This is a genomic window from Streptomyces sp. NPDC015139 (assembly GCF_043079785.1).
Classification (GTDB): domain Bacteria; phylum Actinomycetota; class Actinomycetes; order Streptomycetales; family Streptomycetaceae; genus Streptomyces; species Streptomyces albidocamelliae.
The window spans coordinates 60,999-74,328 of the sequence record NZ_JBIBUW010000015.1; the positions used below are offsets into that span (position 1 = coordinate 60,999).

12 protein-coding genes and 1 tRNA gene are annotated in these 13,330 nt (G+C 70.6%); 10 read left to right on the forward strand and 3 right to left on the reverse strand.

All coding sequences use genetic code 11. The features are described from left to right. The first annotated feature begins 179 nt into the window (after positions 1 to 179). The 4 genes from ACF08B_RS32195 (at position 180) to ACF08B_RS32210 (ending at position 4,055) form a co-directional block, all read left to right on the forward strand. A complete protein-coding gene (locus ACF08B_RS32195; RefSeq protein ID WP_093474877.1) occupies positions 180 to 776 on the forward strand; it encodes a M48 family metallopeptidase in 597 nt (198 codons plus the stop codon). 146 nt (positions 777 to 922) lie between these two features. Continuing rightward, complete coding sequence (locus tag ACF08B_RS32200) at positions 923 to 2,590, forward strand: TerD family protein (protein WP_392320619.1); 1,668 nt, start codon at positions 923 to 925, stop codon at positions 2,588 to 2,590. An 11-nt stretch (positions 2,591 to 2,601) separates the two neighbouring features. Then, entirely contained in the window at positions 2,602 to 3,282 is a 681-nt protein-coding gene (locus ACF08B_RS32205) for an AIM24 family protein (protein WP_073889342.1), read from the forward strand. A gap of 17 nt (positions 3,283 to 3,299) precedes the next feature. Next, positions 3,300 to 4,055 (forward strand): AIM24 family protein, encoded by a 756-nt coding sequence (locus ACF08B_RS32210; RefSeq protein ID WP_392320620.1) that lies wholly within the window; start codon positions 3,300 to 3,302, stop codon positions 4,053 to 4,055. 55 nt (positions 4,056 to 4,110) lie between these two features. On the opposite strand, the gene ACF08B_RS32215 is transcribed toward ACF08B_RS32210, so the two are convergent. Both ACF08B_RS32215 and ACF08B_RS32220 read right to left on the reverse strand, forming a co-directional pair. After that, a complete protein-coding gene (locus tag ACF08B_RS32215; protein ID WP_392320621.1) occupies positions 4,111 to 4,632 on the reverse strand; it encodes an NUDIX hydrolase in 522 nt (173 codons plus the stop codon). Beyond that, positions 4,629 to 6,062 (reverse strand): zinc-dependent metalloprotease, encoded by a 1,434-nt coding sequence (locus tag ACF08B_RS32220; RefSeq protein ID WP_093474871.1) that lies wholly within the window; start codon positions 6,060 to 6,062, stop codon positions 4,629 to 4,631. Before ACF08B_RS32220 ends, ACF08B_RS32215 begins: the two co-directional genes overlap by 4 nt. A gap of 191 nt (positions 6,063 to 6,253) precedes the next feature. Here ACF08B_RS32220 and ACF08B_RS32225 point away from each other — a divergent pair, with 191 nt between their 5' ends. From ACF08B_RS32225 to ACF08B_RS32240, 4 genes are all read left to right on the forward strand, one after another. After that, positions 6,254 to 7,366 (forward strand): SDR family oxidoreductase, encoded by a 1,113-nt coding sequence (locus ACF08B_RS32225; protein WP_392320622.1) that lies wholly within the window; start codon positions 6,254 to 6,256, stop codon positions 7,364 to 7,366. A 114-nt stretch (positions 7,367 to 7,480) separates the two neighbouring features. Beyond that, positions 7,481 to 7,942: a molybdenum cofactor biosynthesis protein MoaE gene (locus ACF08B_RS32230; RefSeq protein ID WP_392320623.1), complete on the forward strand. Its 462-nt coding sequence runs from the start codon at positions 7,481 to 7,483 to the stop codon at positions 7,940 to 7,942. A gap of 169 nt (positions 7,943 to 8,111) precedes the next feature. After that, positions 8,112 to 8,255 (forward strand): hypothetical protein, encoded by a 144-nt coding sequence (locus ACF08B_RS32235; protein ID WP_392320675.1) that lies wholly within the window; start codon positions 8,112 to 8,114, stop codon positions 8,253 to 8,255. A gap of 50 nt (positions 8,256 to 8,305) precedes the next feature. Further along, positions 8,306 to 9,403 carry a PDZ domain-containing protein gene (locus tag ACF08B_RS32240; protein ID WP_392320624.1) on the forward strand — a complete coding sequence of 366 codons (1,098 nt, stop codon included), beginning with the start codon at positions 8,306 to 8,308 and terminating at the stop codon, positions 9,401 to 9,403. Positions 9,404 to 9,472: 69 nt separating this feature from the next. On the opposite strand, the gene ACF08B_RS32245 is transcribed toward ACF08B_RS32240, so the two are convergent. Further along, positions 9,473 to 10,015: a PPA1309 family protein gene (locus ACF08B_RS32245; RefSeq protein WP_093474868.1), complete on the reverse strand. Its 543-nt coding sequence runs from the start codon at positions 10,013 to 10,015 to the stop codon at positions 9,473 to 9,475. A 163-nt stretch (positions 10,016 to 10,178) separates the two neighbouring features. Between ACF08B_RS32245 and ACF08B_RS32250 the strand changes: the two genes are divergently transcribed. Continuing rightward, a complete protein-coding gene (locus ACF08B_RS32250) occupies positions 10,179 to 13,067 on the forward strand; it encodes a UPF0182 family protein (protein WP_392320672.1) in 2,889 nt (962 codons plus the stop codon). A gap of 41 nt (positions 13,068 to 13,108) precedes the next feature. Further along, positions 13,109 to 13,182, forward strand: a tRNA-Met gene (locus tag ACF08B_RS32255). Positions 13,183 to 13,330 lie beyond the last annotated feature (148 nt).

A 13,330-nucleotide genomic window follows, 5' to 3' on the forward strand; every position in this document is an offset into this window, starting at 1 on the left:
GCGCCGGGTGCCGGAAGTTGTCCACAGGTGTGGGGTATTTGTCGTACTGATCAGTCATGATGAATTACCGTAAAGCGGCCACCCGGGCCGGTCGTACGAATCAGACGCATGGTGGGGCGTCGACATTCCACCGTCCCCGAGCCGGGACTTCGGCCCTGCCCACCGGGTAACGTCGGGGCGTGCCCGCCGACCCACTGCACCGCGCCGGAAACCCACAGCGCAGTACGACGAGCCAGCCGCCCGGCGGCTCGAAGGCGAGCGCGATCGAGGTACGCAGGAGTGCCCGGCGTCGCCGGACCGTCTCCGCGTACCGCGAGGGCGATCGCACCGTCGTGCTGATCCCCGCCCGGATGTCGAAGGCGGAGGAGCAGCGCTGGGTGACCGTCATGCTCGACAAGCTCGCCGCGCAGGAGAGCCGTCGGCAGCTGGGCGACGGTGAGCTGGCCGAGCGCGCAGCGCGGCTGTCGGCCCAGTACTTCGACGGCCGGGCCCGGCCCGCCTCCGTGCGCTGGGTCACCAACCAGAACACCCGTTGGGGTTCGTGCACCCCGGCCGAGGGCAGCATCCGGCTCTCGCACCGGCTCCAGGGGATGCCGGAGTACGTCGTCGACTACGTCCTGTGCCACGAGCTCGCCCATCTGCTGGTGCCCGGTCACGGGCCCGACTTCTGGCGGCTGCTGGAGGCCTACCCGCGCACCGAGCGCGCCCGCGGCTACCTCGAAGGGGTCGTCGCCGCGCAGCGGCTCCCGCACCTGCCCGGCGCACGGGACGAGTGAGGCCCCGGCCCGCCCGCCCGGATGAGCGGTCGGGTGCGATTGTGTACCGGGTCTGTACCGACCGGGCCCGACCGGGGCCGATGTCGGCCATTGCCGTTAGCCTGGCGCGACGCAATCGCATTCGGGATGGGGGACGGTCGTAACGCATGGCCAGGGAATTCCAACGCGGCCACAAGGCCAGGATCAGTGACCTCACGGCGGGCACGGATCTGTACGTAGGCGTGCAGATCACCGGCCCCGGACTGACCTTCGACATCAGCTGCTTCGGTCTGGACGCCGACGAGCGCCTGTCGGACGACCGGTACTTCGTCTTCTTCAACCAGCCGAAGACCCCGGAGGAGTCCGTCCAACTGCTGGGTGCCCAGGCGGGCGACACGGAGTCCTTCCGGGTCACGCTCGACGGCATCCCCTCGCAGATCCGCAAGCTGTCCTTCACGGCGACCCTCGACGGCGCCGGGCAGATGTCGCAGATCGCCCCCGGATACCTGCGCATCGTGGCGGGCGGTGAGGAGGTCGCCCGCTACTCGTTCAGCGGCGCGGAGTTCTCCACCGAGCGTGCCGTGATGCTCGGCGACTTCTACTTCAAGGACGGCTGGCGGTTCGCGGCTGTCGGCCAGGGCTTCGACGGCGGCCTGGACGCGCTGCTGAAGAACTTCGGCGGCCAGGTGCTGGAGGAGGAGGCGCCGGCCGCCCCGCAGGCCCCGCAGTCCGGCGCGGCGCCCGGCTTCGCCCCGCCCGCCCAGGCCGCCGCACCGCCCTCGTTCGGCGCTCCGGCCGCCTCCGCGCCCCCGCCCGCCCCGGCCCCCGCGCCCCAGCCCGCCGCACAGGGCTTCGCGCCGCCGCCCGGGCACACCCCGCCGCCGGCCCCGGCACCCGCACCGAACATGCACGGCGCGCCGACGGTCATCGCCCCGCTGCACCAGCCCCCCGGCGGCACCGTGCCGCCCCCGGCCCCGGCGCCCGCGCCCTACGGCCAGCCGCCCCAGCAGCCGCCCTACGGTGGCCAGCCCGGCGCGCCCATGCCTCCCGGGTACGGCCAGCAGCCGCCCTCCTACGGCGGCCAGCCGACCGCTCCCATGCCGCCGGGCTACGGTCAGGTCCCCGGTCAGCAGACCGCCCCCTACGGAGTGCCGCAGGGCGCGCCCCAGGGCGGTGCCGGTGTCACGGCCGCGCTCCAGGCGTTCAAGGAGACGCCGACCGGGCAGCGCTGGACGCAGCAGAACAAGAAGCTCATCCGCGTCGACCTCGGCGTCGGCGGACAGCCCGTGCTCGCTCGGCAGGGCAGCATGGTGCTCTACCAGGGCAAGGTCGACTTCAGCTACAAGGGCGCCGGCTTCGCCGGGCGGCTCGTCGGCAACGCCACCGGCCAGGAGATGCAGCTGATGCGCTGCACCGGCCAGGGCCAGGTGTTCCTCGCGGAGAACTCCACCCACCTGCACCCGGTCGAGCTCCAGGGCGACGCGATCTGCGTGTCCGCGGAGAACGTCCTCGCCTTCGACGAGAGCCTCCAGTACGAGGTCCGCCGCGTCGAGGGACACGGCATCCCGGGCGGCGCGCTGTTCACCATGCAGTTCCAGGGCACCGGCACGATCGTCGTCAAGACGCACGGCACACCCGTGGTCCTGCCGGTCACGCCGACCACCTTCGCCGACTGCAACGCGGTCGTCGCCTGGTCGGCCGCCTCCCAGGTGATCGTCTCCAGCCAGGTCCGCATGCGCCGCAACGCCTACCCGGGCGACACCGGCGAGAGCGTCAACCTGCAGTTCCGGGGCGCGCCCGGCAACTTCATCGTGGTCCAGCCGTACGAGGTCTGAGGGAGCCCGTCATGAACCAGCCGCTCGCGGGCTACGCCCCCGCACCCGTCACCGCCCGCATGGAGAACCACGGCAACCACATGCTGAAGGTCGCCATGCAGACCGGGAACGACCTCCTCGCGCGCGTGGGGTCGATGGTCGCCTACGAAGGCTTCATCCAGTACGAGCCGAACCCGCCGGCCGTCCGCCAGATCGCCCGCGACTGGATCACCGGCGAGGGTGCCCCGCTGATGAAGTGCTCCGGCGACGGCCTGCTCTACCTGGCCGACTACGGCGCCGACGTCGTCGTGATCAACCTCAACGGCGACGGCATCTCCGTCAACGCCACCAACCTGCTCGCCTTCGACGCCCACCTCACCTGGGGCGTGGAGCGCGTCAAGGGGCTCGCCAAGTTCGCCGGGCAGGGCCTGTGGAACACGAAGATCTCCGGGCAGGGCTGGGTCGCGCTGACCTCCCGCGGCAAGCCGATCGTCGTGGACTGCGGTGGCGGCGAGGACGAGACGTACGTCGACCCGGACGCGCTCGTCGCCTGGTCCCCGAACCTGAAGGTGAAGGGAAAGCGCAGCTTCAAGGCGCAGTCGCTGATCGGCCGGGGCAGCGGCGAGGCCTACCAGATGGCCTTCTCCGGCCAGGGCATCGTCGTCGTCCAGCCCAGCGAGGACAGCACCGACCGCCTCCGAGTCCGGGGCTGAGGGGGAGCCAGAACACCATGCAGAGCCCGCTTTTCGCGCACAACGACCTGCAGACCCAGGAGCGCTGGAGTCTGCAGAACAAGCAGATGCTCCGCGTCACCCTCGAGGGCCACGACGACATCCTCGCCCGCAAGGGCACCATGGTCGCCTACCAGGGGCTGGTCGAGTTCGACGCCGAGTACCGCAGCAACAACCAGGCACGCGCGCGTGCGCGCACCGGCGAGGGCCTGGACCTGATGCGCTGTCACGGGCAGGGCGCGGTCTACCTCGCCAACCTCGCCCAGCACGTGCACGTCATGGACGTCGAGCAGGACGGGCTGACGGTCGACAGTTCCTACGTCCTCGCCATGGACTCCTCGCTGCACCACGAGGTCATCGCCGTCGACAGCCTCTACGGCATCTCCGGCTCGGGGAAGTACCAGCTCAACATCACCGGACGGGGCAAGGTCGCCCTGATGACCTCGGGCGCCCCGCTGCTCATGCAGGTCACGCCCGACAAGTACGTCAACTGCGACGCGGACGCGATCGTCGCCTGGTCCACCGGGCTGCGCGTGCAGATGCAGGCGCAGACGCATTCCTCCGGCGTGTGGCGCAGGCGCGGCAACACCGGCGAGGGCTGGGAGCTGAGCTTCATGGGCTCCGGATTCGCGCTGGTGCAGCCCAGCGAGCTGCTGCCGCCGCAGAACGCGGCGATCGGGCAGGGCCTCGCGGCCCAGTTCGGCATGGGGCAGCAGGGGGCCCGCGGTCAGAACCAGGGCAACGTCTGGAGCTGACCGTCCCGCGAACGGACGGGAGGGGCGGCCGCCGGTGCGGCCGCCCCTCACCCGTTCACAGCCGGGCGCGCGTCGCCTCCAGCAGTCGTACGACGGACTCGTCGGCCACGTCCGCCACCTCGTCGTAGGCGAACCAGCGCACGTCCAGCGACTCGTCGCTGATCGCGTGCTCGGCGCCGGGCGGGGCCAGGACCGCGTACTGCACGTCGTAGTGCCAGTGGCACGGCGGCGGGATCGGGTGCCGGTCCAGGCGCACCGGGCCGCCGGGCAGCAGGGTCAGCCCGGCGACACCGGACTCCTCGGTCGCCTCCCGCAGGGCCGCCGCCTCCAGGCTGTGGTCGCCCGGCTCGCAGTGACCGCCCATCTGGAGCCACATGCGCAGCTTCCGGTGCAGGGTGAGCAGCACCCGGCCCCGCTCCGGGTCGATCACCAGCGCGCTCGCCGTGATGTGCCCGTCGCCGCAGGCCTTCCACAGGCCGTCGGGATGCGTGGCGAGGTGGTCCAGGTAGACCTGGCGCAGCTCCTCCTGGCCCTCGTACCCCTTCAGGACGAGGACCGCGTCGTCGTGGAGGCTCACTCGGTGTCGTCGCCCTTGGTCTCGCCGTCGTCCTTCTTGCGCAGGTCGGGCTTGTCGGCGGCCTCGCCGAGCATCTTGTCCAGCTCGGAGAAGTCCATCTGCTCGCGGTGCACGAAGCCGTCCGGGTCGTCCAGGTCGGTGGCCGTCGGCAGCATGTCGGGGTGGTGCCACAGGTCGTCCCGGCCGTCGACACCGCGCGCGTCCGTGAGCGAGGCCCACAGGCGGGAGGCGTCACGCAGCCGGCGCGGACGCAGCTCCAGGCCGATCAGCGTGGCGAACGTCTGCTCGGCCGGACCGCCCGTCGCGCGGCGGCGGCGCAGGGTCTCGCGCAGGGCGTCGGCCGACGACAGACGCGGCTTCGCGGCCGCGTGGACCACCGCGTCCACCCAGCCCTCGACGAGCGCCAGAGCGGTCTCCAGACGCGCCAGGGCGGCTTTCTGCTCGGGCGTGTCCTCGGGCTGGAACATGCCCTGCTGCAGCGCGTCCTGCAGCTGCTCGGGGTTCTGCGGGTCGAACTGGCCGACCACGTCCTCCAGCTTGGCCGTGTCGACCTTGATCCCGCGCGCGTAGCCGTCGACCGCGCCGAACAGGTGCGAGCGCAGCCACGGCACGTGCGCGAACAGACGCTGGTGGGCGGCCTCGCGCAGGGCCAGGTAGAGCCGCACCTCCTCCTGCGGGACGCCGAGGTCCTTGCCGAAGGCCTCGACGTTGGCCGGCAGCAGCGCGGCCTTGCGGGCCGGGCCCAGCGGCAGGCCGATGTCGGTGGAGCCGACGACCTCGCCCGCCAGCACGCCGACGGCCTGGCCGATCTGCGTGCCGAACATGGCGCCGCCCATCGAGCGCATCATGCCGATCAGCGGGCCCGCCATGGCCTGCATCTCCTCCGGCAGGACGTCGCCCATGGCCGCGCCGACGCGCTCGGCGACCGGGTCGACCAGTTCCTGCCATGCGGGCAGGGTCGCCTCGACCCACTCCGCGCGGGACCACGCCACGGCGGAGGCGGAGCCCGACGGCAGGGACGTCGCGTCGTCCAGCCACAGGTCGGCCAGGCGCACGGCCTCCTCGACCGCCTTGCGGTCCGCCGGGCCCACGCTGGCGTCCTTCGTGCCGTCCGGGGCGCCCTGGGCGACCGTCTGGCGGGCGATCTGCTTGGCCATGTCCCAGTTCACCGGGCCGCCCTCGTAGGAGAGCATCTGGCCCAGCTGCTGGAACGCGGCGCCCAGGTCGGTGGGGTTCAGGGACCCGAACATGGCTGCGAGCGGATTGTCGGCGCCGGGGGCGCCGAAGCCCCCGGCCCCGGGCGCGCCGCCGAAACCGAACGGGTTGGCCGGGCCCTGACCACCACCGCTCTGCTGGTCCTTCTTCTTGCCCTCGTCGCCGTCTTCCGGCTCCTCCGGCGGAAGGCCGAAACCGAATGGGGTGTCACTCACGGGATTCCTCGGCTGGTAAGGCCACCGGTCTCTCCCGGCGGCGCGGCTGCCCGACGTCACCACCCAGCGTAGACACCCCGACCCGATCGGGCCTCGGTGCTTCGCCCACGGAAGGCCTGCGGCAGGATGGATGCACCTGGTACGTACGCGTCACTCGCGCCCGTACTGAAGACAACCGCTGGAGACGCCCGGTGAGTTCCCCAGATCCGCAGGTTCGCGCAGCGCGAAACCTCTCAACCCCTCCCGCCGCGCGCGGGCCCGTCGTCGCGGTCACCGGCGCCGCCACCGGGGTGGGCGCCCTGCTCACGGAGCGGCTCGCCGCCTCCGGGGAGATCAAGAGGGTCGTCGCCATCGACGAGCGGCGCGGGGACTGCGCCGACGCCCAGTGGCACATCCTCGACGTCCGCGACCCGGCGATCGCGGACAAGCTGCGGGGCGTGGACGTGGTCGTGCACCTCGCGCTCGACCTCGATCTGGAGACCGATCCGGCCGCGCGCACGGCTTACAACGTCCGGGGGACCCAGACCGTGCTGACGGCCGCCGCGGCGGCCGGGGTGCCCCGGGTGGTGCTGTGCACCTCCGCGATGGTCTACGGCGCGCTGCCGGACAACGAGCTGCCCCTCTCGGAGGACGCCGAGCTCCGCGCGACGGCCGAGGCCACGGGCGTGGGCGACCTGCTGGAGATCGAACGGCTGGCCCGGCGCGCGCCCCGGGCGCACCCGGGTCTGAACGTCAGCGTGGTCCGGCCCGCCGTCCTGGTCGGCGGCACGGACACGGCGCTGACCCGGTACTTCGAGTCGCCCCGGCTGCTCGTCGTCGCCGGATCCCGGCCGGCGTGGCAGTTCTGCCACGTCGAGGACCTCTGCGGCGCGCTGGAGTACGCCGTCCTGGAGAAGGTCGACGGGGAACTCGCCGTCGGCTGCGACGGCTGGCTCGAGCAGGAGGAGGTCGAGGAGCTGAGCGGGATCCGGCGGATGGAGCTGCCGTCGGCGGTCGCGCTCGGCGCCGCGGCCCGGCTGCACCGGATCGGGCTCACACCGTCCCCGGCGGGGGACCTGGCCTACACGATGTACCCCTGGGTGGTCAGCGGGAGCCGGCTGCACGATGCCGGGTGGCGGCCGAAGTGGACCAACGAGGAGGTCCTCGCGGAGCTGCTGGAGGAGGTCTCCGGTCGGCACACGGTCGCCGGCCGGCGGCTGGGGCGCAAGGACGCGACGGCCGCGGGCGCGGCGGGCGCGACGGTGGCCCTTCTGGGTGCCGCCGCCGTGGTGCGGCGGGCCCGGAAGGCGCGGCGGCGGGTGTGAGAACCGGGACCCGCGCGTGCCGCGCGTCCTGTAGGACGCTCCAAACGCCGGTGCGCGCGGGACTGGTGAATCTCGTATACCGGGATGTCATACGCGTGCGGCAGGATGGGAGGTATGGCACACGCGAACGAGCACCCCGGTGAGCAGGCCGCTCAGGATCCCGTCAAGCTGATCGGCGTCCGGGAGACCGCGCTCTCCGTCGACGAGGTGTTCCGGGCCGTCGGGGACGAGGCGGCCGGCGGCATCGCGCTGTTCGTCGGAACCGTGCGCAACCACGACGGCGGCGCCGACGTCGACGGGCTCGGGTACTCCTGCCATCCCCGTGCCGAGGCCGAGATGCGGCGGATCGCCGAGAAGGTCGTCGCGGACTTCCCGGTGCGCGCGCTGGCCGCCGTCCACCGTGTGGGTGACCTGCGGATCGGGGACCTCGCCGTCGTGGTCGCCGTGGCGTGCCCGCACCGCGCGGAGGCCTTCGACGCCTGCCGCCGGCTGATCGACGACATCAAGCACGAGGTCCCCATCTGGAAGCACCAGAAGTTCTCCGACGGGACCGAGGAGTGGGTCGGCGCCTGCTGACCGCGCCCCACCGTGCGGCACGTTCGGCCGACCGGGCCATGCGGTTGCGTAACCGGCACCCTCGCGTGAGCGTTGTCAGTGCGAATGGTTAATCTGCTGATCAGTCAGTCGCAGACGCTCAAGGGGTTGGGAGGTCGGCATGGCGGCTCTCGCCTGGTTGCTGATTCCGATGGTGGCTGCGATAGCGGCCGGACTGTGGGGCAGTTGGGCCAACCGGACGCGCAAGATGCGCAGCGACGGTCCGGAGCTCGACGGGTACGCCCGATTCCGCGCCGCCATGGAGAAGACGGACACGGGCGCGCGCGAGGCGTGACGCGGGTGCCCTGACGGTGTGCTGACACAGCCGTCCCGTACTGTCATGGCATGCCACGCCGCACCGCGACGATGCTCGCCTCCACCCTGATGCTGATCGCGCTCCTGTGCGCGGGAGTGCTCATCCCCGTGCCGTTCTCGGAGATGTCCCCCGGCCCGACCGTGAACACGCTGGGGGACCACGACGGCGAGCCGGTGCTGCAGATCTCCGGGCACAAGACCTATCCGGCCGACGGTCATCTGAACATGACCACGGTCCGGGTCACCAGCGCGGACTTCCGGATGAACCTGGTGGAGGCCGTCTACGGGTGGCTGGCCCACGACAGCAAGATCGTCCCGCACGACACCCTCTACCCGGACGGCAAGACGGAGGAGCAGTCCTCCCAGGAGAACGCCGAGGAGTTCAGCCAGTCCCAGGAGAGCGCCAAGGTCGCCGCCCTGAAGGAGCTGGGCGTCCCGGTGAAGTCCTGGGTGATCGTCTCCACCGTCGTCAAGGACTCCCCGGCCGAGGGCCGGCTGCACGCCGGTGACGTGATCAAGGCCGTGGACGGCACGGCGGTCAAGCAGCCGTCCGACGTCGCCAAGCTGGTGACCAGGCACAAGGCCGGTCAGAAGGTCGTCTTCACGGTCGTCCCGGCCAAGGAGCAGGCCGCCGCCGAGAAGGCGAACAAGGCGGCGACGAAGACGCGGGACGTCACCATCACCACGGCGACCTCCCACGACACGGGCGCCAAGCGGGCCATCGTCGGGATCTCCGCCGGGACCGACCACACCTTCCCGTTCTCCATCGACATCAAGCTCGCCGACGTCGGCGGCCCCAGCGCCGGTCTGATGTTCGCCCTCGGGATCTACGACAAGCTCACCCCGGGCAACCTCACGGGCGGCACGTTCGTCGCCGGCACCGGCACCATCGACGACAACGGCACGGTCGGCCCGATCGGCGGCATCGAGATGAAGACCGTGGGCGCGCGCAGCAAGGGCGCCCAGTACTTCCTGACGCCGGCCGAGAACTGCGCGGCCGCCGCCAAGGACACCCCGAGCGGGCTCACCCTGGTCAAGGTCAAGACGATCGGGGACGCCCTCGGCGCGCTGAAGGACATCCGCGGCGGGAACACCGCGGCCCTGCCCAAGTGCACCACCAAGGGCTGAGCGGCCCCTGAGCACGGCTGGGGGCGCCCCGCACATCCGGGGCGCCCCCATCGCCGTACCCGCCGGACGTCAGTCCGCGAACGTCGAGGACAGTGCCTGGGCGAGCCCCGGAACCAGGTCGGGACCGGTCAGGACCTCCGTCGAGGAGTCCTTCTCACGCAGCCGCAGCGCCGACTCGCGGGTGCCGTCGCGCAGCACCGCGACCGTCATCCGGACCTCCTGGCGCTCGGGGTGATCGGCCACCCACTTGGCCAGCTTGGCCTCGCTCAGGCCCTGCGGGACCTGCGCCTCGGCCGACGGCGGCAGCATCAGGCGCTCCACCGTGAGCGCGCAGCCGGCCACCGCGTCCGGCCAGGCGATGGTGCCGAGGAACTCGTCCAGCGGCTTGCCGGACGGGATCTCGTCCTGCTCGATCGGGGTGAGACCGGCGGTCTCGGACTCGTTCTCCAGGCCCAGCTGGGCCGCGAGCGAGGGTTCCTGGGCCCGCAGCCGTGCGGTGTCGACGAGGGCGAAGAGGCGAGCGGGCTGTTCCCAGCCGAGGCCGGAGGCGTACTCGTCGATCTCGAGTACGGCCCGGGTGAGCGGGTTCGCTGCCATGGGAGTGTTGGACATGGTCACAATCCTGCCTCGTTCCCGCCCGGAATCGGGAACCGAGTAAACCGTGAGTAAGTTGCATAGGTGTGGGCCCACGATCACGGGGGGCCACGGAGGGCCCGCGAAACCGGGGGCCTGACGGATCGACAGCGACTTCGAGGTGCGCACCTTGGCTTTCCAGATGCCGGACCGCGGCGGAGGCCCGACGGGTCCACGGATCAGAGCGGGCCGCCCGTCCCGGCGCGTGAGGACCCTGCTCGTGACACTGGGCGTCCTGGCAGTCCTCGGCATGGCGTTCACCATGTTCGCGGGCTTCTGGACGGACTGGCTGTGGTACCGGTCGGTGCACTACTCGTCCGTGTTCACGACCACGCTGTCGACCAAGATCGGGCTGTTCTTCGTCTTCGGCCTGCTGATGGCACTGGCCGTGGGCGTCAACATCTGGCTCGCGCACCGGCTGCGGCCCCCGCTGAGCGCCATGTCCATGGAGCAGCAGAGCCTCGACCGGTACCGGATGGCCATAGCGCCGTACAAGAAGTGGCTGCTGCTCGCCGTCACCGCCCTGGTCGGCCTCATCGCCGGTGCCTCGGCGTCGAGCCAGTGGCGGACCTGGCTGATGTGGGTCAACGGCGTCCCCTTCCACGAGAAGGACCCGCAGTTCCACCTCGACATCTCCTTCTACGCCTTCGACCTGCCCTGGTACCGGTTCCTGCTGGGCTTCGGCTTCGCCGCCGCGATCCTCAGCCTGATCGCCGCCGCCCTCACCCACTACCTGTACGGCGGGCTGCGCGTCACCAGCCCCGGCGCGCGCGCCACGGCCGCCGCGACCGGGCATCTGTCGGTGCTGCTCGGCATCTTCGTCGCCCTCAAGGCGGTCGCCTACTGGCTCGACCGGTACGGCCTGGCCGTCAAGACCAGCGACTTCAAGGCGACCGGCAACTGGACCGGCCTGCGCTACGTCGACGCCAACGCCTACCTGCCGGCCAAGACGATCCTGTTCTGCATCGCCGTCATCTGCGCGCTGCTGTTCTTCGCCACGCTGTGGCGGCGCACCTGGCAGCTGCCGGTCATCGGCTTCGGCCTGATGGTGCTCTCGGCGATCCTGATCGGCGGGCTGTACCCGGCGATCGTGCAGAAGTTCCAGGTCCAGCCCAACGAGCAGGCCAAGGAAGCCCCGTACGTCCAGAAGAACCTCAAGGCGACCCGCGAGGCGTACGGCATCGACGACACCAAGGTCAGCGAGTACGCGGGCAAGTCCACGACCACGGACAAGACCAAGCTGCGCAACGACGCGAACGACGCGGCGAGCATCCGGATCATCGATCCGAACGTCGTCTCGCCCACGTTCCAGCAGTTGCAGCAGATGAAGAACTACTACGGGTTCCCGACCAACCTGGACGTCGACCGCTACCCCACCAAGGACGGCAAGGAGCAGGACACCGTCCTCGGGCTGCGCGAACTGAACCTGGACGGCATCCCGAAGAACAACTGGATCAACGACCACTTCCGCTACACGCACGGTTACGGCGTGGTCGCCGCCAAGGGCACGGAGGCCGACTCCAACGGCGAGCCGGTCTTCACCGAGTCCGACCTGCCGTCCCGCGGCGACCTGGGCACGTACGAACAGCGGGTCTACTACGGCGAGAAGACCACCACGTACTCCATCGTCGGCGGTCCGCAGAAGGAGATCGACTACTCCGACGACAGCGGGGAGAAGACCACCAGCTACGTCGGCAGGAGCGGGGTCAACCTCGACAACCCGCTCAACCGGGCCGCGTACGCGCTGTCGTTCAACGAGCCGCAGATCCTGTACTCGGGCGCGATCGGCAAGGGCTCGCGGATCCTGTACAACCGCACGCCCAAGGAGCGCGTGGAGGCGGTCGCCCCCTGGCTGACCATCGACGGCGACGCCTACCCGGCCGTCGTCAAGGGCCGCATCCAGTGGATCGTCGACGCCTACACCACGTCGAACGGCTACCCGTACTCGTCCCGTACGACCCTCGGTGACACGACGGCCGACTCGCTGACGGCGACGAACAACTCCCGTGCGGTGGTGGCCCAGCAGAACCAGGTCAACTACATCCGCAACTCGGTGAAGGCGACCGTCGACGCGTACACCGGTGAGATCAAGCTCTACCAGTGGGACACCCATGACCCGGTGCTGAAGACCTGGATGAAGGCCTTCCCCGGCACGGTGCAGGCGAAGAGCACCATCTCCGCGGACCTGATGGATCATCTGCGGTACCCGCAGGACCTGTTCAAGGTCCAGCGCGAACTGCTCACCCGCTACCACGTGACGGACGCCCAGACGTTCCTCAGCGGCAGCGAGGTCTGGCAGGTGCCCGACGATCCGGCCAACGACTCCGGCAGCGCGGTCCCGCCGTACTACCTGAGCATGAAGATGCCGGACCAGACCGCGCAGGCGTTCTCGCTGACGACGACGTTCACGCCCAACGGGCGGGACAACCTGAGCGCGTTCATGGCGGTCGACTCCGATCCGCGCGCCAGTGACTACGGCAAGATCAGAGTCCTGAAACTGCCGACGAGCACCACCGTCGACGGCCCCAAACAGGTGCAGAGCCAGTTCAACTCCGAATCGGCCATCGCCGAGACCATCAGCCTGCTCAGCCGCGGGCATTCGAAGGTCGAGTACGGCAATCTGCTGACCGTGCCGCTCGACGGGGGGCTGCTGTACGTGGAGCCCGTCTACGTACGCGGCGGATCGCTCAAGTACCCGTTGCTGCGCAAGGTTCTGGTCACCTACGGAGGCAAGACCGCCTTCGAGGACACCCTGGACGCGGCCCTGGACGACGTGTTCGGCGTGAAGGGCACGACCACCACGCCGCCGGACACCGGCACCAACCCGCCCGACACCGGCAACCCCACGGTCAAGCAGGCACTCGCGGACGCCCAGAAGGCCATCGACGCCGGCAAGGAGGCCCTGCAGCAGCCGGACGGCCCGGACTGGGACGCGTACGCCAAGGCCCAGAAGGACCTGGAGGCGGCGCTGAAGCGGGCTCAGGACGCGCAGTCCAAGACCGAGAAGCCGAGCGGCAAGAACGGGAGTTGATCAAGACCACCCCGCACCGTGGTACGGTTGCCAGGCAACGGCGCGGGGTGGAGCAGCTCGGTAGCTCGCTGGGCTCATAACCCAGAGGTCGCAGGTTCAAATCCTGTCCCCGCTACTGCGATCGAAGGCCCGGATCCCCAGGGATCCGGGCCTTCGTGGTGTGCGAACTCATGTACTGGGGGGAGGGGCGGCCGCGCCGCCGGGGGGAGTTGGGGTCGAGTGTGTTTGACTTGTCGCCCTGTGGGCATGTCGACAAAACGCTG